The 19,724-nt window shown below is 44.7% G+C and carries 16 protein-coding genes, 1 tRNA gene and 1 pseudogene; 9 read left to right on the top strand and 9 right to left on the bottom strand.

The window, feature by feature from the left end:
- Positions 1-14 precede the first annotated feature (14 nt).
- The gene (locus AACR75_RS06685; protein ID WP_047689270.1) at positions 15-857 is read left to right on the top strand and encodes an endonuclease/exonuclease/phosphatase family protein; all 843 of its coding nucleotides are present in this window, start codon (positions 15-17) and stop codon (positions 855-857) included.
- Positions 858-864: 7 nt separating this feature from the next.
- On the opposite strand, the gene AACR75_RS06680 is transcribed toward AACR75_RS06685, so the two are convergent.
- From AACR75_RS06680 to gloB, 3 genes are all read right to left on the bottom strand, one after another.
- Positions 865-1,551 (bottom strand): YIP1 family protein, encoded by a 687-nt coding sequence (locus AACR75_RS06680; protein WP_047689267.1) that lies wholly within the window; start codon positions 1,549-1,551, stop codon positions 865-867.
- Positions 1,548-3,119: a lytic transglycosylase gene (locus tag AACR75_RS06675; protein ID WP_047689265.1), complete on the bottom strand. Its 1,572-nt coding sequence runs from the start codon at positions 3,117-3,119 to the stop codon at positions 1,548-1,550. The genes AACR75_RS06680 and AACR75_RS06675 overlap by 4 nt, the downstream gene beginning before the upstream one ends.
- Positions 3,120-3,191: 72 nt before the next feature.
- Complete coding sequence (gene gloB, locus AACR75_RS06670) at positions 3,192-3,950, bottom strand: hydroxyacylglutathione hydrolase (protein WP_026027910.1); 759 nt, start codon at positions 3,948-3,950, stop codon at positions 3,192-3,194.
- Between the two features lie 36 nt (positions 3,951-3,986).
- Between gloB and AACR75_RS06665 the strand changes: the two genes are divergently transcribed.
- Positions 3,987-4,751, top strand: a complete 765-nt coding sequence (locus AACR75_RS06665; protein WP_013856227.1) for a methyltransferase domain-containing protein — start codon at positions 3,987-3,989, stop codon at positions 4,749-4,751.
- Here the strand turns inward: AACR75_RS06665 and rnhA are convergent.
- Positions 4,736-5,203, bottom strand: coding sequence for a ribonuclease HI (gene rnhA, locus AACR75_RS06660; RefSeq protein ID WP_013856228.1), 468 nt, complete (start codon positions 5,201-5,203; stop codon positions 4,736-4,738). The genes AACR75_RS06665 and rnhA overlap by 16 nt on opposite strands.
- 56 nt (positions 5,204-5,259) lie before the next feature.
- Between rnhA and dnaQ the strand changes: the two genes are divergently transcribed.
- Both dnaQ and AACR75_RS06650 read left to right on the top strand, forming a co-directional pair.
- Positions 5,260-6,003, top strand: a complete 744-nt coding sequence (gene dnaQ / locus AACR75_RS06655; RefSeq protein ID WP_047689251.1) for a DNA polymerase III subunit epsilon — start codon at positions 5,260-5,262, stop codon at positions 6,001-6,003.
- Between the two features lie 8 nt (positions 6,004-6,011).
- On the top strand, positions 6,012-7,262 hold the full coding sequence (locus AACR75_RS06650) for a TIGR03503 family protein (protein WP_047689249.1): 1,251 nt from the start codon (positions 6,012-6,014) through the stop codon (positions 7,260-7,262).
- 93 nt (positions 7,263-7,355) lie between these two features.
- On the opposite strand, the gene fadE is transcribed toward AACR75_RS06650, so the two are convergent.
- The gene (gene fadE, locus AACR75_RS06645; protein ID WP_047689246.1) at positions 7,356-9,800 is read right to left on the bottom strand and encodes an acyl-CoA dehydrogenase FadE; all 2,445 of its coding nucleotides are present in this window, start codon (positions 9,798-9,800) and stop codon (positions 7,356-7,358) included.
- A gap of 347 nt (positions 9,801-10,147) precedes the next feature.
- Here fadE and lpcA point away from each other — a divergent pair, with 347 nt between their 5' ends.
- Together lpcA and AACR75_RS06635 are read left to right on the top strand one after the other, a co-directional pair.
- A complete protein-coding gene (gene lpcA / locus AACR75_RS06640; protein WP_010320095.1) occupies positions 10,148-10,723 on the top strand; it encodes a D-sedoheptulose 7-phosphate isomerase in 576 nt (191 codons plus the stop codon).
- 63 nt (positions 10,724-10,786) lie between these two features.
- Positions 10,787-11,620, top strand: a complete 834-nt coding sequence (locus AACR75_RS06635) for a class II glutamine amidotransferase (protein ID WP_047689243.1) — start codon at positions 10,787-10,789, stop codon at positions 11,618-11,620.
- Between the two features lie 110 nt (positions 11,621-11,730).
- Here the strand turns inward: AACR75_RS06635 and purN are convergent, their stop codons facing one another.
- A complete protein-coding gene (gene purN / locus AACR75_RS06630) occupies positions 11,731-12,372 on the bottom strand; it encodes a phosphoribosylglycinamide formyltransferase (protein ID WP_017047307.1) in 642 nt (213 codons plus the stop codon).
- 3 nt (positions 12,373-12,375) lie between these two features.
- Positions 12,376-13,416, bottom strand: a complete 1,041-nt coding sequence (purM, locus tag AACR75_RS06625; RefSeq protein WP_010320092.1) for a phosphoribosylformylglycinamidine cyclo-ligase — start codon at positions 13,414-13,416, stop codon at positions 12,376-12,378.
- A gap of 168 nt (positions 13,417-13,584) precedes the next feature.
- Here purM and upp point away from each other — a divergent pair, with 168 nt between their 5' ends.
- Positions 13,585-14,211 carry a uracil phosphoribosyltransferase gene (gene upp, locus AACR75_RS06620; protein ID WP_026027908.1) on the top strand — a complete coding sequence of 209 codons (627 nt, stop codon included), beginning with the start codon at positions 13,585-13,587 and terminating at the stop codon, positions 14,209-14,211.
- A 139-nt stretch (positions 14,212-14,350) separates the two neighbouring features.
- Here upp and rluF read toward each other — a convergent pair whose 3' ends face one another.
- On the bottom strand, positions 14,351-15,328 hold the full coding sequence (gene rluF, locus AACR75_RS06615; protein ID WP_047689241.1) for a 23S rRNA pseudouridine(2604) synthase RluF: 978 nt from the start codon (positions 15,326-15,328) through the stop codon (positions 14,351-14,353).
- 390 nt (positions 15,329-15,718) lie between these two features.
- Positions 15,719-15,859, bottom strand: coding sequence for a DUF3149 domain-containing protein (locus tag AACR75_RS06610; protein ID WP_010319399.1), 141 nt, complete (start codon positions 15,857-15,859; stop codon positions 15,719-15,721).
- A gap of 275 nt (positions 15,860-16,134) precedes the next feature.
- On the opposite strand from AACR75_RS06610, the gene AACR75_RS06605 reads away from it, so the two are divergent.
- Positions 16,135-16,211 (top strand) — tRNA-Pro (locus AACR75_RS06605).
- A gap of 922 nt (positions 16,212-17,133) precedes the next feature.
- A pseudogene (locus tag AACR75_RS06600) lies at positions 17,134-19,724 on the top strand (family 20 glycosylhydrolase); the annotation flags it as partial.

Raw genomic sequence — 19,724 nt, 5'->3', positions numbered from 1 at the left:
TTTTGTTGAACGTTATGAAAAGAAAATATCTGCTTGTTTTGCCGCTGTTGCTGATTACCGCGGCTGTGGTTAGTTTTTTCTCTATTTTTACTATTCCTTCAACGCCGCAATTGTTGACTATTGATGGGAAAAACGCTTCATCTCCACTGATTTGTTACGATAATCCAAACGCTCGCGCAATTGATGTGCGTGGTCAGCTTAATGTACTGGTTTGGAATATCTATAAACAAAATAGAGCAACATGGCAAAGTGAGCTGGATAAATTCAGCCAAGATGCCCAATTGGTGTTGCTACAAGAAGCGAGCATGACCTTGTCATTGAAAGAGTGGATCAGCCAAAAGCAGTGGGGGGGGACGCAAGCGGATGCTTTTCGTATTTTTGGTGAATCAGCCGGAGTGTTAAATCTTGGCAAGCAGATGCCAGTATTAGCGTGTGCTTACACCGAATTAGAGCCTTGGTTGCGCTTACCCAAATCGGCGATTTACGCCCTATATCGTTTAAGTGATGGTCAGACTCTGGCGGTTGTAAACCTGCATGCAGTGAACTTTACCTATGGAACGCAAGAGTATACCAATCAGCTGGAAGCGTTACTCGTTCAATTAAAAACACATCAAGGGCCAGTGATTGTCGGTGGCGATTTTAATAGCTGGAGTCAAGCAAGAATGGACACATTAACCACTGCATTAAATCGTGTGGGTTTGAAGGAAGTGTTGTTCGAACCCGATCACCGTGTTCAGTTTGTGACGGGCTTGGTGCTTGATCATCTTTTTTATCGTGGTTTAACACTGCTCAATGCAAAAGCGCCCGTAACGGACGCTTCTGATCATAACCCACTATTGGCGAGTTTTAGTTTATAACCACTTTCTAACTGATGGCGATGTACAGCGCCCAAATCAGGTAATAGCCAATCCAAGGCAGCGCCGAAATCACCAGAGCTTGGCCGCGTTCAAGCTCTGTCCATGCGCCCACCGCCGCGTAGCCAAGTACGATGTACCAAGGCAAAAGCAGTGGGAAGGAGCTGGCAAATTGAGACCAATCATTAGTCAGTGGCAACTTAATTAGGCCATTTAAACTGTTAAGGTCAGCAGCGTAAGTCATCACGTGGCCATGTTTGAGTAATAAGCTCGCGTAACTGGCGAGATCGCCCAACACGGCTGGGAAAGTGATGACAGCACTTGCGGCAAACCAACGCCAGAAACCGTGCTGATGTTGGCTCTGCTTGGTCGCCAAATTGAACCACAATGCCAACATGAAAATCGTTAGCGTGCGGCCTACCACATCACTGATAATTTCGCTTGCCATCAAGGTGTTGGCATCTAACATTTCAAGCTGAGCGGGGTTGAGCATAGCCAACTGCGCCGAGAGCCCCGCTTTTAACCATTCAAGGTTAACTACGTCAAAATAAGCCCCCCAAAATAGAAAGGGACTCAGGATTAAAAAGAGATAAGGTTGCCAACCCCACATGCCGCGTTGATAAAGGGCTAAAAAACAAGACGTGGGGGAACGGAAAATATCCACCAACATGATTAACGGGTTACTGGAAGGATTCATACACTGACCTTAGTGACATCGACGTAGAGCTTGAGTTTTTGGCCCGGCTTTAAGTACTTTTGGTTTGCAAGCTCGTTCCATTTTACAATGTCGAGGCTTTTGACTTTAAACTTATTAGCGATGGCGCTGAGTGTATCGCCGCTACGCACTTGATAAAAGACGGTGCGAATGATGGCACCCTCACTGCTATTTTTCCAAATGACCAGTTTTTGGCCAATCTTCAACGTGTCTCTTGGCCCCATACCGTTCCATTTTGCTAAGGACTGATGGGAAACATTGTGCTGTTTGGCAATGCTCCATAAGCTATCACCTCTGGCTACCGTATGAGACAGCTTGTACTGACCACGGGCCATCGCTTGCGTTTTTGCTAAGCGGTTACTGGCACTGAGTGCGTATGTTTTTTCGTCTTTTACGGATGTTGGGATCATTAAATACTGCCCAACGCGAATAACGTTGCCATTGAGATTGTTGGCCGTCTGAATCACTTTGCTGGTGGTATTGTGCTGTTGAGCAATCACACTCAAGCTATCGCCGGATTTTACCTTGTAGCGTACTAACTTCATCCCTTTACCGCGATTCTCTTCAACTTTCTGAGCAAAGCGTTCCACTTTATCTACTGGGATAAGCAGTTGATGAGGTCCCGTCGGCGAGGTCGCCCATTGATTGTAAGCTGGGTTGTAACTTTGCAACTCTTTCACGCTCATTCCGGCGTAATTGGCGGCAATGGCAAGATCAAGCTGTTCTTGAGGGTCGACTAACGTTAACACTGGTTTGTTAGCGATCGCTGGGATTTCAATGCCATATTTTTCTTGATTGGCAACAATATCGGCCAGTGCGAGTAATTTAGGGACGTAGCCTGTGGTTTCATCGGGTAAGTCGAGTGAGAAAAAGTCGGTTGGTTTACCAGCCTTGTGATTTTTACGAATCGCGCTAGAGATCCGCCCACCACCGCTATTATAGGCGGCAATCGCATGGCTCCAATCACCATCAAAACGCTTATTTAATGCAGTGAGATAATCCAAAGCAGCATCGGTGGCGGCGTCTACATCTCGTCTTCCGTCATACCAAAAATTTTGCTCTAGGCCATACATCTCTCCCGTGCTCGGCACAAATTGCCACAGCCCCGCAGCGCTACCGTGTGAGTAGGCAAAGGCATCAAACGAGCTTTCAACAATGGGTAAGAGTGCTAACTCAAGTGGTAAGCCGCGCTGCTCAATTTTCTCAGTGATAAGGTAAAGAAATGGCTTTGCTCGCTCGGCAACAGTTTGTAGGTGATTTGGGTGTTTAAGATACCAAGTTCGATAATAATTCACTGATTTATGATCTGGGATATCCATCGACAACTGCATTGCGATGCGCTGCCATACGTCCGCTTGCTCTTGTGGCGTGATCACTTTCGGCGTTGTATTTTTTGCAGATGACGACTTTTGTTTAGCCATCTCTTTTTGTGTCTGAATCTGAGGGCTATTTGCCTCTTTGGCATTTGGCGCTGTTGTTTGGTCTGTTGGCTGAGTGATTTGGCACCCCGCTAACAAGAGCACCATCACCCAGCTAAATTGAAATCGCATCTATCTCAGCCCTTTGACTTAATGGCTGCTGATAATACTTGGCACTTTATTGCTATGACAAGCAGCAAATCGTCAAAATTCGTTCTTCCACTCACGTAACGCGGTAAAAATTGATAGAGGATCGGTTTGTTGAGTACGATTCGCGACGGATTTCATCACACTCTCTTGCTGGGTCCGCAAAAATGGATTGATCCATTTTTCTTGGCGGATCGTGGTCGGTAATGTCGATTTCTGCTGAGCTCGGAGCCGGTTGACGGTATCTCGATACTGTTGAAGTTGGTCATTATCGGGCTCAACGGCTAAAGCAAATGCGACGTTACTTGCGGTATATTCGTGCGCGCAATAGACCTCAGTCTCTTCTGGCAATGCGGCAAGTTTACACAGTGACGTAAACATTTGCTCCATTGTGCCCTCAAAAACACGGCCACACCCTGCGGAGAACAGTACATCGCCACAAAACAGTTTATTGTCACCGACATAGCCAATGTGACCTTTTGTGTGTCCTGCGAGATCAAGCACCATAAAGATTTCATCGAATAGTTCTAGCTGATCGCCAGCTTCAACTGCGTGCGTTAAGGTAGGAATAGGTTCATGAGCGGGACCAACAACGTTAATGCTGGGAAACTGGCGAACCAGTTCTGCAACACCACCAATGTGATCATGGTGATGGTGGGTAATTAATATTGCTTCGAGCGTTAATTGATGCTTCGAGAGGTACTCAAGCACTGGTGCTGCATCACCGGGATCGACCACAGCACAACGCTGATCGCTATTTTGGATCAGCCAGATGTAATTATCATTAAATGCGGGTATGCTTTTGATCTGTAACATGAGTATCTCCAATCACCGAGGTGAAATAGGTTATCGATGAAGCCAGCGCGTAGCGAAAAAAAATTAGATAAGCCTCATTCTTGGTCCCAACTTAAAAATGGCCAGTGGGTTAGTGATTCTATTCAGACTCGGCTTGATGAATGGTGCTCTAAATTATTTGGCTATCATATGCTTAAGCTCGGTGGTTTGAGTTGTGAGCTTGCCAGTTGCAACTGCAATATTCAACACCAAGTTCATCTTGATATTGAAAACCCACTCCATACGGTGATTGCCGATAGCTACGAACTGCCTTTTCTTGAAAAGAGTTTTGATGTGGCTATTTTAGCGCACCAACTGGATTATTGTGGCGATCCGCACCGTATCTTACGCGAAGTTGATCGCGTGATGATGGATGATGGCTACATCATTATTACGGGGTTTAATCCAATCAGTTTTACGGGGATCGCAAGTTTGATGCCTTGGCGAAAACATAACTTACCTTGGAGCGGTCGTATGTTTACCGCTAACCGGATTAAGGACTGGCTGAGTGTCTTGAACTATCAAGTGATTGACTGTGACCAATATGCCCTTTTTCCGATGCAAAAATATCAACCCATGTGGGCGTGGTTGGAAAATGGTATTGGCGACTGGGCCGCTCCATTTGGTAGCCTGTATTTCATTGTAGCGCGCAAACGTACTTATCCCTTGAAACCGATTAAACCTCATTGGCGTTTTAAACGGCGTCTTTCGCCAGTTAGCTTGAACTACCGTTTATCAACTCAGAACCAAGATAAGGCCTGTGACCCTTATTCGGATGCTTGATACCCAATATCGTCTTCGGTTGGGTTTTCTGCTGCATTGCGTGCTAATTCATCGCACATTTCATTTTCACGATGACCCGCATGGCCTTTCACCCAGCGCCAGTCAATGGTATGGCGGGCGCTTTCTTTATCGAGTGCTTGCCATAAATCGGCATTCTTCACTGGTTTTTTATCCGATGTTTTCCAACCGCGTTTTTTCCAGTTGTGGATCCACTGAGTAATACCTTGACGAACGTATTGGCTGTCTGTGGTGAGAATAACATTACATGGCTCTTTCAGTGTTTGCAGTGCAACCACTGCCGCTAACATTTCCATTCGGTTGTTAGTGGTGAGTCGGTAGCCTTTGGCTAACGTTTTTTCGGTTTCTTTGTAACGAAGGACAACCCCATAACCACCCGGGCCAGGATTACCTAAGCAAGATCCATCAGTGAAAATTTCCACCTGTTTTGTCATGATTTGATACTATTAGGTTACGCACATTATTGGCATAGTCTGACATACATATCCTTATGAATACTAGCAGCAATTCCCAATCCCAACGTATCGTCGTTCTCGATACGGAAACCACGGGTATGAACCGTGAAGGCGGCCCTCACTATGAAGGACACCGCATTATTGAAATCGGTGCCGTTGAAATTATCAACCGCAAGCTGACAGGCCGTCACTTCCATGTCTACCTGAAACCCGATCGTGAGATTCAGTTAGAAGCGATCGAGATCCACGGTATTACCGATGAGTTTTTGATGGACAAACCGCAATATCGCGATGTGCATCAAGAGTTTTTAGATTTCATCAAGGGAGCTGAGCTGGTGGCGCACAACGCTCCCTTCGACGTCGGTTTTATGGATTACGAGTTTCGCAAGCTCGACGCTAAAATCGGTAAGACGGAGCAGTATTGCAAAGTGACCGATACGCTTGCTATGGCAAAGCGTATTTTCCCCGGCAAACGCAACAATTTGGATATACTTTGTGATCGTTATGGTATCGATAACTCACATCGTACCTTGCACGGTGCATTGCTTGATGCGGAGATATTAGCAGACGTTTATCTGCTGATGACAGGTGGGCAAACCTCTTTACAATTTAATGCTGGAACGCGCAGTGATGGCAGTGTGGGAGGAGAGTCAATAAAACGAGCTGTCGCAGGTCGGAAAAAGCTAAAGGTTTTGCAGGCTTGTGCCGATGAACTACAAGCACACCAAGAAAGATTGGATCTAGTCGAAAAGAGTGGAAGTTGCCTTTGGCGTCAGTAGGAGAAAATATGTTGAGGATAATGGTGGCTATTGCTGCGCTGATGTGGAGTATTGGCGTTTTTGCGGCAAATCCCTCCTCGATGTCGCTACTCGATAATCGTTTTCGAGTGGATCCAACCATTTCACAAATTACTTTTGTCGTGTATCGCGAAAAGTCATCTCAGCCAGTGGTGCTTGTGCGGCCAGATGGTAAGAAATATTACGCGTGGCGGTACGATGAGAATATGCGTTGGTATCAAGAACCCACAATGGATATCATTTCAATTGATAAGCCAATGCCTGGCCCTTGGCAGGCTATAGGAAAGGTTTCGCCACAAAATAGCATTAAGCTAATCTCACACTTGCAATTGGATACAGATGTATTTCCTAGCCGTTTGTATCATGGTGAAGAATTAAAATTTACAGCTCGCTTAACCTCCGACGGTAAGCCTTTATTGTTGAGAGACTTTCTCGATAGAGTCAACTTAAAAGTGACTTTTACTAAGTTCGTTGAAAATGAAGAAGAACTGATCAAAGAAGCGCGTCCATTACCGGAAGTGATTGGTGAATTTGCCGATGATGGACGTGGTTTGGACGAACGCCCTGGTGATGGTGTATTTACGGTTGCGTTGTCTATCACTCCAGTTCCGGGTAAGTATCGCGTTAGGATCACTTCTGGTAACGGTGTATTTTTACGCGCTCAAGAGCAAGAAGTGTTAGTTTACCCTACGCCAGTGTCGACTACCTTTATCCAGTCCCGAGTAGATGGCGCGCCGCACCAAATTGTGTTTGCAGGTGAGTTAGGCATGGTTGAACCCGGATCGATAGCGGCGCATGTTGAGCATGCCAATATTTATGATGATATTTTTGCTACTGAAGGACTATCCGGAAAAGAGTCACTCAAGCTTAATTTGGAAATTCCATATAAAGGGGATAACGGTAACTATCGTTGGTCTGGAAGGTTGTATGCGACAGAGCTCGCTAGCCAGCGCCCACTTTATTTCCCACTTTCAGAGCGTACTTACAGCGTGGTGGATGATGTTAACATTGAGGAGACTCGCCGTTTGCAGATGGAAGAAGAGATTAAGCAGCGTAGGCTTGAACAGGAGCAACTGATTATTCAGATGAGAGAAGAGGCAACGAGTCGCAGTATTATGTTCATTGTTATTGGTAATATTGGTGCGATATTGATTGGGCTTTTGGCGTGGTTTGTGATGCGTAAGATTAAAGCGAAAAAGACGTTGCAACCCGAATTACAGTTGAATATGCCGAAGAAATAACAAGGGATGTTGCCGAGTTGGCAACCTCTTGATTCTGTATTCTAGTCATAGAAAAGGGCGCTTAAAGCGCCCTTTGACATTCAATAGATTGACTTACGCAACATCATTTATTGCCGGATATTGAGGCTTTGCGGCCAGTTCCTGTGGCGCAAAATCATCGACATTAATGGTATACAAACGATGAGCCTCAGCTTCCGTTAATAGCTGTGCTTCTTGTTCGGTTAGAATTTTTTGTTGTAAGCCAATGGCGGCCACTTCATCTAAACGCAAAAATGGACGGCGTTGATTGGTGACGCTGCACACTTTATCGAACAAAGGCTCTGCACGTAAAATGATGTCCAGTGCTTGTTCAATCTTACCCGCCGCATTATGCGCCGTTGGGGCGAGATATTGGTTGCGACCGATGCGTGAACGAGTTTCACTCGGTGTTTGCAGGATCTGCGCAACTTGGCTATCTAATTTATCACTAGGTACTTTGCGTACTCGACCAATCGGCATCAACAATATACGAAGTACCTTACCAATCGCTTTATTCGGGAAGTTGGCTAAGAATTCATCAATGGCGACTTCCGTCTGCTTCAAACTGTCTTGTAGACCCCAATGAACCAAAGGAAGATCCTCCACGGGACGACCATCATTTTCAAAACGCTTAAGTGTGGCAGAACTGAGGTAGAGTTGGCTCAAAATATCGCCAAGGCGTGCTGACAAGCGCTCTTTACGTTTGAGAGAGCCTCCCAATACAGCCATCGAAATATCAGAAAGCAGTGCTAAGTTAGCGCTGTAACGGTTTAGTTGTTGATAGTAGCGTTTGGTTGCATCATTAGTCGGTGCAGATGAACCCAAACCATCGGTGACACCAAACCAAATACTGCGCACAAGATTACTCATGGTGAAGCTGACGTGACCTGCAAGAGCGGCGTCAAATTTCTCAACGGCATCAGAATCTTGTGAATAAGCGGCGTTCATTTCTTCTAAAACATAAGGATGACAACGGATAGCGCCTTGACCAAAGATGATCATTGAGCGAGTCAGAATATTGGCCCCTTCGACGGTTACGGCAATCGGTGCACCTTGGTAGCTGCGAGCTAAAAAGTTAGCAGGACCAATACAAATGCCTTTCCCGCCCACGATGTCCATCGCATCAATAATGCTGCGTTGACCACGGTGGGTACAGTGGTATTTGACTATAGCGGAAATGACCGAGGGTTTTTCGCCCAGATCAATACCAGCTACGGTTAAATTGCTCGCCGCATCCATCACATAAGCGTTACCACCTAAACGTGCTAATGGCTCTTCGACACCTTCCATATGGCCAATTGGTTGCTTAAATTGACGACGAATCCGAGCGTAAGCTCCTGTTGCTAGCGCCGCAGTTTTAATTCCGCCCGTCGAGTTAGAAGGTAACGTAATGCCACGTCCAACCGATAAACACTCTACAAGCATGCGCCAGCCTTGTCCTGCCATGCTTGGTCCGCCAATAATGAAATCAAGCGGCACAAATAAGTCGTTAGCACGTGTCGGACCATTTTGGAATGGAACGTTCAATGGCATGTGGCGATTGCCAATTTCAACTCCTTTTAAGTGGGTTGGGATGAGCGCACAAGTGATGCCAAGCTCTGTTTTATCCCCAAGTAAGCCGTCAGGATCGCGCAGTTTGAATGCTAGGCCTAATACGGTTGCAACCGGGGCGAGCGTGATGTAGCGCTTGTTCCACGTTAGGCGCATCCCTAACACTTCTTTTCCTTCCCATTTCCCTTTACATACCACGCCAAAATCAGGAATTGAACCTGCATCGGAACCCGCTTCTGGGCTGGTTAATGCAAAGCAGGGAATCTCTTTACCTTCCGCTAAACGTGGCAGGTAATGGTTTTTCTGATCTTCAGTACCATAATGTTGTAAAAGTTCGCCCGGGCCTAAAGAGTTCGGTACACCAACGGTGGATGAAAGCACTCCAGATACACCCGTTAGCTTTTGTAGCACAATGGATTGTGCATAAGCTGAAAACTCCAAGCCGCCGTATTGTTTTTTAATGATCATGGCGAAGAATTTATGATCTTTTAAATATTGCCAAACCTCAGGAGGTAAGTCGGCTAATTCATGCGTAACTTGATAATCGCTAACCATGGCACACACTTCGTTGACTGGTCCATCAATAAAAGCTTGCTCTTGTGCACTTAATGTCGGCGCTGCAATTTTGTGTAGTTTGTTCCAGTTCGGTTTGCCTTTAAACAGTTCAGCTTCCCACCAAACGGTTCCTGCATCTAATGCCTCTTTTTCGGTTTGTGACATTGCAGGCAGCACTTTTTTGAACAGTGTTAATGCTTTTTCGCTAATCACGCTTTGACGGATAGAGGGAACGGCTAATAAAGCGATAGCCGCTAAATATAGCAACCATCCAATCACCCCGGTGTAATCCAGCAGGGTAAGAACCACCATGGTTACCGTTAGCGCAACTAATGCGCTAAAAAGTGACATTCGGTGGTAGAGGCACACACCGAACACGGTGAGAAAACCAAGTATAGAGAGCAAGATGTCCATAATTTCATTCCTTTGAGACTGTATTCACGCCATTGCGGCTGATTTTTCTCAGTGCATTGGAAAGTGTTGTTAGTCGTCTCGTTTGTGTAAGTGGTCTAACCAGTACTAAGTGTAATCAAATTATTAACGAAATGTAAAACCTTGTATTGTTCAAAAAGTGATCCATGTAGGGCAAAACCTCAAAATAAATAACCCATAGAGGGCTTTCTGGAGTGGGAAGCGGGAGAAAACAACAATTCTTGAAGTCGAACTATCGACAGAAAGGATGGTTTGGGTAAACTCAAGCCTGTTACTGGCTCTTGATTGATGGAGCCTATCGGTAAACAGATTAAAAAGAGAATATATCTATGTACCAGGATTTAATTAAAAGTGAATTGACCGAAGCGGCTGACGTGCTAAACAAATTTCTTAATGATGAGCATAACATCGCTCAAATTGAGGCCGCCGCAAAACTGATTGCCGACTCATTTAAGCAAGGCGGGAAAGTGCTCTCTTGCGGTAATGGCGGTTCCCACTGTGATGCAATGCACTTTGCTGAAGAGCTAACGGGGCGCTATCGCGAGAATCGTCCGGGTTATCCTGGTATTGCTATTTCAGATCCAAGCCATTTGTCTTGCGTTAGCAATGATTTTGGTTACGATTTTGTATTCTCTCGCTATGTGGAAGCGGTGGGTTCAAAAGGCGATGTCCTGTTTGGCCTATCGACTTCTGGTAATTCGGGGAACATTTTGAAAGCGATTGAAGCGGCCCAAGCCAAAGGGATGAAGACCATTGCACTGACCGGTAAAGATGGTGGGAAAATGGCAGGTTTAGCGGATATCGAGATTCGTGTCCCGCACTTCGGCTACGCGGATCGTATCCAAGAAATCCATATCAAGATCATCCACATCGTTATCCAACTGATTGAAAAAGAGATGGCGTAAGAAGTTCAACATCGTTCTTTTCTTTTAATGTGTTTGTGGTTGTAAAAGGGAGTGCATTAAACCATGTGTGAATTGCTCGGTATGAGTGCCAATGTGCCGACTGATATTTGCTTTAGTTTTACTGGGTTGATTCAGCGTGGCGGCAACACGGGGCCGCATCGTGATGGTTGGGGAATCACTTTCTATGAAGGGAAGGGGTTTCGTACCTTTAAAGATCCTAACCCTAGCTTTCAGTCAAAAATTGCAGAGCTTGTGCAGAGTTACCCTATAAAAAGTCGGGCAGTGGTTAGCCATATTCGTCAAGCAAATCGGGGTGGGGTGAATTTGGAAAATACTCACCCATTCACTCGAGAATTGTGGGGGAGATATTGGACGTTCGCTCACAATGGACAATTGACGGATCACCAGCAGCTAGAAACTGGACGCTATCGCCCTGTTGGTGAAACGGATAGCGAGCAAGCTTTCTGTTGGTTGTTAAAGCAGTTAGAAGCGCGTTATCCTGAACCGCCTCAAGATATGCTCAGCATGTTTCAATTCGTTGCGAAGTGTTGCGATCAACTTAAGCAGCAAGGTGTGTTTAATATGCTACTTTCTGACGGTGAGTTTGTGGTGACCTATTGCACGAATCATCTGTACTGGATTACTCGACGCGCCCCCTTTGGGAAAGCAAGTTTACTTGATGAAGATGTCGAGATTAACTTCCAAGAAGAAACAACGCCTGATGATGTTGTGTCAGTGATTGCGACTCAGCCACTGACGGGAAATGAAACTTGGCAACGAATGAAGCCAGGCGAATATGCGATTTTCCATTATGGCGAATACGTTGATGGCAATGCGCAGTCCTTAGCTGACATTCCGTTTGCCGCGGCAAAGCCAGGCTGCCAAGCACCTATTTAAGGTTTTTATTCTTAAGCTTGTCTATTTACTGCTGTTTGAATTGTATTTGAGATGACAATAAAAAAGGTTGCTGTTGAGGCAACCTTTTTCGCACTATTTAGAGATACGATTTATTCATCGAAAGCATAACCATGCATGCCAAGTAATTGGCCATCTAAATAGGCTTTACCTTCACGCATTTCCAAGCGTCCTTCAACGAACCATTGTGCCACTAGTGGGTAAATTCGATACTCTTGAGCTTGGACACGTTGAGTCAAAATCTCAACGGTATCTTCATCAAAAATAGGCACTTTTGCTTGTAGAATGACTGGGCCACCATCAAGTTGTTCAGTCACAAAATGCACACTGGTGCCGTGCTCTTCATCACCCGCGTGAATCGCGCGTTGGTAGGTATTCAACCCAGGATATTTAGGAAGTAAAGAAGGATGAATATTGAGCATCCGTCCTAAATAGTGACGCACAAACTCACCACTCAGAATACGCATGTAGCCAGCAAGAATGATTAAGTCAGGCGCGTATTGGTCAATTTTCTCCATCAATACCGCATCAAACGCATCTCGCGTGTCAAAGGCATTTGGGTCAATATGCACCGCCGCCGCACCTGCTTTTTTAGCTCGTTCTAAGCCATAAGCAGTTGCTTTGTTTGAAAAAACAGCCGTTACTTTGCCATCTTTAATTTTCGTTTCACACGCATCAAGGATAGCCTGTAAGTTGGTGCCATTTCCTGAAACTAAAACAACAATACTTTTCATCAGTTATTTGATCTCTACTTGCTCTTCATCGAGTTGAGCTTCAGCAATATGACCGATAACCCACGCATTTTCGCCTTCCGCTTGCAGTAATTGAACCGCCGCTTGTGCTTGATCCATTGGAAGCGCAACAATCAGGCCGACACCACAGTTAAATGTGCGGTACATTTCATGAGTGGTTACATTCCCTTTTTCTTGCAGCCATTGGAAAATAATTGGCCATTCCCAGCTATTGCCGTCAATCACCGCTTTCGTCCCTTGCGGAAGAACGCGAGGAATGTTTTCCCAGAAACCACCACCAGTAATGTGTGAAATGGCGTGAATATCGTGCTCGGCGATCATTTTAAGCGCTGATTTGATGTAAATCTTGGTTGGTGTCAGTAAGTGCTCACCAATCGTTTTGCCAGCCAAGTCTTCATTTTTGTCGGCACCTGATACTTCGAGGATCTTGCGAACTAATGAATAGCCGTTTGAGTGAGGGCCGCTAGAGCCAACCGCAATCAGAGCATCACCTGCTGCTACTTTTGAGCCATCGATGATCTCTTCTTTTTCAACCACACCGACACAAAAGCCAGCGACATCGTAATCTTCACCTTCGTACATGCCCGGCATTTCAGCGGTTTCACCACCGATCAAAGCGCAACCTGCTTGCACACAACCATCGGCAATACCCGACACCACATCAGCAGCTGTATCTACATCCAATTTGCCCGTGGCATAGTAGTCCAAAAAGAAAAGCGGTTCAGCACCTTGAACAATCAAATCGTTAACACACATTGCAACCAAGTCAATGCCAATGGTGTCGTGCTTATTCATATCCAATGCGAGGCGAAGTTTTGTGCCAACTCCATCGGTGCCAGAGACTAAAACAGGATGTTTATATTTGGTTGGTAGCTCGCAAAGCGCGCCAAAACCACCAATGCCACCCATAACTTCAGGGCGACGAGTGCGTTTGACGGCGCCTTTAATTCGTTCAACAAGTGCATTGCCTGCATCAATATCTACGCCAGCATCTTTGTAACTAAGAGAAGTGTTATTACCGCTCACGGGGAAGTCCTCGGTCATAAGTTGGATATGAAAACGGCGCTATTCTAACAGGGCTTAAAACAAAAAGGAAAACGTTTGCGTCAGTTTTTTTGTTTATAATTGGCACTGAAATTAGCATAAAAAGTGTGTACAATTCGAAGGTTTGTTTAAATGTCGTCGGAGATGAAAATGAAAGTTGTTGAAGTTAAACACCCTCTAGTTAAGCATAAACTTGGGTTAATGAGGGAAGGGGATATCAGCACTAAGCGTTTTCGTGAGTTAGCTACAGAAGTGGGTAGCCTACTAACTTATGAAGCAACCTCAGACTTTGAAACAGAAAAAGTGACGATTGAAGGCTGGAATGGCCCAGTTGAAATTGATCAAGTCAAAGGTAAAAAAGTAACGGTAGTACCTATTTTGCGTGCTGGTCTTGGCATGATGGACGGCGTTTTAGAGCACATTCCAAGTGCGCGGATTAGTGTTGTTGGCATCTATCGTGATGAAGAAACACTTGAGCCTGTCCCTTATTTCAACAAACTCGCTTCTAATATTGAGGAGCGAATTGCGCTTGTGGTTGACCCAATGCTGGCAACTGGCGGTTCCATGATTGCGACGATCGATTTGCTCAAGGAGCGCGGCTGTAACCAATTTAAAATTCTCGTTTTAGTTGCAGCGCCTGAAGGCATCGCGGCGTTAGAAAAAGCGCACCCTGATGTTGAGCTCTATACGGCGGCAATTGATGAGAAATTGAATGATAAAGGTTATATCGTTCCTGGTCTTGGCGATGCTGGTGATAAGATTTTTGGTACGAAATAAGCGTTAATTTTATTCTGTCTTAAAGGAGAAACGAAAGTTTCTCCTTTTTTATAGTTGCTTCGGTTTTTTTATAGTTGTTTCAGTGATGCGTCATTACGGTCATTTTATTGCTCAACAGAATTAACGCATTGTTCGATGATTATTTTTTAAGACTTAACGTACTGCTTTTTCTGTGGCTATTAGCTGGCGCACCTTGTGATGAATTTGTGGGTCGGCGCTGTGCTCTTTTTGTATTTGGAGTATGGCGAAACTCATCGGCATTGCGTCCTTGGAACGTTTTTGGCTTTTGATTTCTGCGTGCCGTCGAGGTTTGATTTTGCTCACGACTATCAAACAGTTTTGCATCGGTAGCTTTGCGAATACGCTTACCCGTCACATCAAGCTTGGACGCGCCTTCCGTACCGCAAGAACTTTCGCACATTGCTAATATTTCAGCGACTTCCTCGTCGCTTAAATAACGCCATTCACCATTCGGGATACCGTCTAGGCTGATGTTCATAATACGAACTCGGCGTAGTTTAAACACTTCGTAACCTAAGGCCTCACACATACGACGAATTTGACGGTTTAACCCTTGTGTTAACACAATTCTAAAGGAGAACTTCGTTTCTTGGGTTACTTTGCAAGGCAGTGTCACCGTATCAAGAATTTCCACGCCAGAGGCCATCTTATGTAAAAATTCGTCGGTGATGGGTCTATCTACTCGGACGACGTACTCTTTTTCATGGTTATTACCAGCACGTAATATCTTATTGACTATGTCACCATCGTTAGTCAGAAAGATCAGCCCATCAGATGGTTTGTCTAATCGACCTATCGGGAAAATACGTTTGTGGTGGCCAATAAAATCAACAATATTACCTGGAATATCGCGCTCTGTTGTGCAGGTGATTCCAGTCGGTTTGTTAAGTGCAATGTATATCGATTTTTCTTTTGATTTTAATGGATTACCATCAATACACACCTCATCGTTTGGCGTGATTTTAGTGCCCATTTCCGGCAATAGTCCATTGATGGTTACTCGGCCTTGTTCAATTAACTTATCGGCCTCTCGACGAGAACAGAAACCAGTTTCACTGATGTATTTGTTTAAACGGATGGTGGCTTGTTGTGACATAGGTTGCTCTTACGTTTCCCAACGGCGGTGAATAAAAATAAAGCAACACTCTGAGTGTTGCCTAGTAACGTTGCGATATTTTAGCAGTTAATATTAATTAACCAAGGCGTTTTTAATGACACTCATGGTTTCCAGCCTTTCCCCATCACTTTTCCTCAACAAGATATCGACGGCATTGACGTCTTTATTTATGCGAAGAGGGAATGCTTTTATTTGTATGAGAAAATGGAAACTATTTTGAGACAGGTGTTCTTATCGAACCGTTCTTGAGTAGCGAATGATGCCATTCATCAAGAAGATAGAGTTATTAACGCGATAAAAAACCGGAGCAGACAGATAATCCACCCCGGTGCATAGCGTCACACTATTTTTCAATAGGTGCTAAGCGATCTAGTGAGGAGATTTGTCATTCATCACTTTATAAATGAAGAAACCGCCATAAAACAGCATAAGACCAAAAGCACCAAAGATTACTATCATTGAAGATAGTCCCACAGCATTACCAAATAGGAGATCAAGCCAAAAGTCCATGTTTCCTCCAAAGTTTCGAAGACACAGCCAAGTTAAAGTTTGCTCTGTTTGCTGACACTGATCTGGATCAATTATGTTGCATAGGTTAACTTGATGTTTCTATTGGTGTGTAATTAGTCACGTTTTTATGTGTATTTGATGGTGATTTAGCCAATGAGTTTGTTATTTGATGGAAATAAGATTAAAGGGTTGCGTCTTAGTTTTAGATGAGTAATATACGCATCCGTTCTAGGCAAAAAGCTCGGAACTGCTCGCTAAGTGCAGAGCAAAAATTTCGGTGAATAGCGCAGCTTGGTAGCGCATCTGGTTTGGGACCAGAGGGTCGGGGGTTCGAATCCCTCTTCACCGACCATATTTAAAAGCCTCGCAGTAATGCGGGGCTTTGTTACATTTGGAAGCGGTAAGTTTTTTCGTTACCAAAGAGAAAGGGGTTCGCCTCTTTCATTATCTGGCTCTTCACCGACCACATTAAAGGCCTCGCAGTAATGCGGGGCTTTGTTACATTTGGAAGCGGTAAGTTTTCGTTACTAAAGAGAAAAGGGTTCGCCTCTTTCACTATCTGGCTCTTCACCGACCATATTTAAAGGCCTCGCAGTAATGCGGGACTTTGTTGCATTTGGAAGTGGTAAGTTTTCGTTACCAAAGAGAAAGGGGTTCGCCTCTTTCACTATCTGGCTCTTCACAGACCACATTAAAGGCCTCGCAGTAATGCGGGGCTTTGTTGCATTTGGAAGTGGTAAGTTTTCGTTACCAAAGAGAAAGAGGTTCGCCTCTTTCACTGTTCACCCTTCTCCGAGCAAATTCAACTATTGAAAATAGCAGTCAATATTCCACGATAATAAATAGCATTAGGATGTGTAAAAAACGTCACTTTAGCGCATTTTGACGTTTGATGAGTCATTACAATTTATGACCTATATCACAATTTAACCTGCCAAATCCCTTTAATGAACTTCTCGCCTTGTAGTGAGTAGTGATCTCTATTCATAAATTCATTTTTGTTATGCATTTTTATGTGATCTTTCTCAAGTTAAACTCGTCAAATAATAAATTACGGTTTTGACGTCAAGTTTAATCTATTGATTTTAAATGGTTTTGTTTTGATTGTATTTTAGAGAATTTGAACTGGATCACTTCGTGTAGCTAATTATTTTACGCTTAGAAATAACTCCTTGTATGGTGAATGCCTTAGGTCACAAGCCTTTATGCTTGTTGCTGTTTTGAGTCCTTTTAACAGGATATTGGGTTTTTATTTTAAAGGTAGGGTGAGTCAAATGTTGAAACCTAGTTTGATTGCTGTTTCGGTTATCGCCACATTATCAGGTTGCTCTTTGTTGCAATCACCAGAGCAGAAAGTAGTCGATGCGCTGGCGGAAAATTTGGATATTCATTACACCGTAGTAACCAATCACGGGGCAGATGAAGGATTGGCATGTCAGGCTCTCGAAGCAGAATGGGCATCGTGTAATCAAGTGAACATGACCTTGGTTAACCAAGGTGAAGCTGTGAATTCAAAGCAGTGGGCTATCTATTTCCACAGCATTCGACTGATTCTGGATGTTGAAAATGATCAATTCAAAATTACCCGTTTAACGGGTGATTTACATAAGCTTGAACCTACTGATAAATTTGATGGTTTTTCTGCTGGCGAAGAGGTTGTTTTGCCTCTGGTCGCTGAATATTGGCAGTTGTTTGAAACGGACTTTATGCCGCGTGCATTCGTTGCGGCGCCCAATACAGAGCCTAAACTGATTGTATCTCTCAACACAGAGGACACGTCGTCATTTGTGCGTGGGCTTGAGGGTGACAATATAAAACGCACCACCAGCGATAATAATGTGTTTGCCACGGCCATCAGCCGATTTGAGAGAAATAGCGATGTATCACTGCAAGATGTATCAACGGCTCTGTTACCAACGCCTCTAAAAACAACGCTCGGTCAAGGTGTTGTTGACATTACTCGTGGCCTTAAGCTTGATGTGAAGGACTTTGCGACGGATCAGTTTTCAGCATTGCAGGCGCGTGCTAAAACGATTGGGCTGAAGCTTGATGGAGAGTTGGCGGTTGGTGTTGCGATTACACCGAGCGAATTTTCTGACCAGATGGCGACATCAGGTGCTTATGAGTTGGAGATTGCACCGAATGCTATCTCTATTCGTGCATTTGATGAGGCGGGAGCTTTCTACGCCGTTCAATCTATTTTGGGTTTAGTGGATAGCCAGAATGTCACAGCGCTGCCAGTGATCCACATCGAAGATGCTCCACGTTTTGATTACCGTGGTGTGATGGTGGATGTCGCACGTAACTTCCATTCTAAGCAAGCGATTTTGGCCACGTTAGATCAAATGGCGGCTTATAAGATGAATAAATTACATCTTCATTTGACCGATGATGAAGGTTGGCGTTTAGAAATTCCGGGCTTACCTGAATTGACCGACATTGGTGGGCAGCGCTGCTTTGATTTAGATGAGAAAAACTGCTTGCTGCCACAGCTTGGCTCCGGTCCAAATTCTGATAACTTTGGCTCAGGTTATTTTAGTCGAGCCGATTACATTGAAATCCTCAAGCACGCTAAAGCGCGCAATATTGAAGTGATCCCTGAAATTGATATGCCAGCCCATGCTCGCTCTGCGGTTGTTTCAATGGAGGCTCGTTTTGAACGTTTGAGCCAAGAGGGGAAAACCGAACAGGCTAGCCAGTATCGCTTAATGGATCCTCAAGACAGCTCCAATGTTACGACGGTTCAGTTTTATGATAAGCAGAGTTTTATTAACCCTTGTTTAGACTCGTCTAAACGCTTTGTGGACAAGGTGATCACTGAAGTGGCCTTGATGCACAGTGAGGCGGGCATGCCTTTATCGACTTGGCATTTTGGTGGCGATGAGGCGAAAAACATCAAATTAGGCGCGGGTTTCCAAGATATTAATGCGACGGAAAAAGTCAGTTGGAAAGGTAACTTAGATCTTTCACAACAAGATAAACCATTTGCGAAATCACCACAGTGCCAAGCATTAGTCAGCCAAGGAGTAGTAAGTGACTTTGCTCATTTACCGAGTTATTTTGCTGAGCAAGTGTCGGAAATTGTCGCCGATAAAGGGATTGAGGATTTTCAAGCATGGCAAGATGGCTTGAAATACAGCGAGGGAGAATCCGCTTTTGCCACGCGCAATACACGTGTGAACTTTTGGGATGTCCTCTATTGGGGCGGTACAAGCTCTGTTTATGAATGGGCAAAACAAGGTTACGACGTAATTGTTTCTAACCCTGATTATGTCTACATGGATATGCCTTATGAAGCGGATCCTAAAGAGCGCGGTTATTACTGGGCCACCCGTGCGACCGATACGCGCAAAATGTTTGGTTTTGCACCGGAAAATATGCCGCAAAACGCTGAAACTTCATTAGATCGTGATGGTAATGGTTTTGTCGGTAAAGGAGAGGTGACGTCGAAACCATTCTACGGCTTGTCAGCTCAATTGTGGTCAGAAACGGTTCGTAATGATGAGCAGTATGAGTATATGGTTTTCCCTCGAGTGTTGGCTGCCGCTGAACGTGCTTGGCATAAAGCGGAGTGGGAAAACGACTATAAAGTAGGGGTTGAATACTCTCAGCAAACGAACTTAGTCAATAAGTCTGCACTGAATCAAGATTGGACTCGTTTTGCTAATATTGTTGGGCAACGTGAGCTGGCGAAACTGGAAAAAGCTGGCATTGATTATCGCCTGCCAATTCCCGGAGCTAAGATTGAAGCGGGTAAATTGTCGATGAATTCGTCATTCCCAGGCGTTGAGCTGCAATACTCATTAGATGGTCAACAATGGCTTACTTACTCGAGCATCGAACAACCGAAGGTGTCCGGTGAGGT

Source organism: Vibrio sp. ZOR0018, assembly GCF_963865925.1.
Taxonomy (GTDB): domain Bacteria; phylum Pseudomonadota; class Gammaproteobacteria; order Enterobacterales; family Vibrionaceae; genus Vibrio; species Vibrio anguillarum.
This window is presented reverse-complemented; position numbering and strand designations above follow the sequence as displayed.

Excerpts from the sequence above, each read along its gene's own strand:
- AACR75_RS06685 (WP_047689270.1), top strand. The coding sequence starts at position 15 with ATGAAAAGAAAATATCTGCTTGTTTTGCCGCTGTTGCTGATTACCGCG.
- AACR75_RS06680 (WP_047689267.1), bottom strand. The coding sequence starts at position 1,551 with ATGAATCCTTCCAGTAACCCGTTAATCATGTTGGTGGATATTTTCCGT.
- AACR75_RS06675 (WP_047689265.1), bottom strand. The coding sequence starts at position 3,119 with ATGCGATTTCAATTTAGCTGGGTGATGGTGCTCTTGTTAGCGGGGTGC.
- gloB (WP_026027910.1), bottom strand. The coding sequence starts at position 3,950 with ATGTTACAGATCAAAAGCATACCCGCATTTAATGATAATTACATCTGG.
- AACR75_RS06665 (WP_013856227.1), top strand. The coding sequence starts at position 3,987 with ATGAAGCCAGCGCGTAGCGAAAAAAAATTAGATAAGCCTCATTCTTGG.
- rnhA (WP_013856228.1), bottom strand. The coding sequence starts at position 5,203 with ATGACAAAACAGGTGGAAATTTTCACTGATGGATCTTGCTTAGGTAAT.
- dnaQ (WP_047689251.1), top strand. The coding sequence starts at position 5,260 with ATGAATACTAGCAGCAATTCCCAATCCCAACGTATCGTCGTTCTCGAT.
- AACR75_RS06650 (WP_047689249.1), top strand. The coding sequence starts at position 6,012 with ATGTTGAGGATAATGGTGGCTATTGCTGCGCTGATGTGGAGTATTGGC.
- fadE (WP_047689246.1), bottom strand. The coding sequence starts at position 9,800 with ATGGACATCTTGCTCTCTATACTTGGTTTTCTCACCGTGTTCGGTGTG.
- lpcA (WP_010320095.1), top strand. The coding sequence starts at position 10,148 with ATGTACCAGGATTTAATTAAAAGTGAATTGACCGAAGCGGCTGACGTG.
- AACR75_RS06635 (WP_047689243.1), top strand. The coding sequence starts at position 10,787 with ATGTGTGAATTGCTCGGTATGAGTGCCAATGTGCCGACTGATATTTGC.
- purN (WP_017047307.1), bottom strand. The coding sequence starts at position 12,372 with ATGAAAAGTATTGTTGTTTTAGTTTCAGGAAATGGCACCAACTTACAG.
- upp (WP_026027908.1), top strand. The coding sequence starts at position 13,585 with ATGAAAGTTGTTGAAGTTAAACACCCTCTAGTTAAGCATAAACTTGGG.
- rluF (WP_047689241.1), bottom strand. The coding sequence starts at position 15,328 with ATGTCACAACAAGCCACCATCCGTTTAAACAAATACATCAGTGAAACT.
- AACR75_RS06610 (WP_010319399.1), bottom strand. The coding sequence starts at position 15,859 with ATGGACTTTTGGCTTGATCTCCTATTTGGTAATGCTGTGGGACTATCT.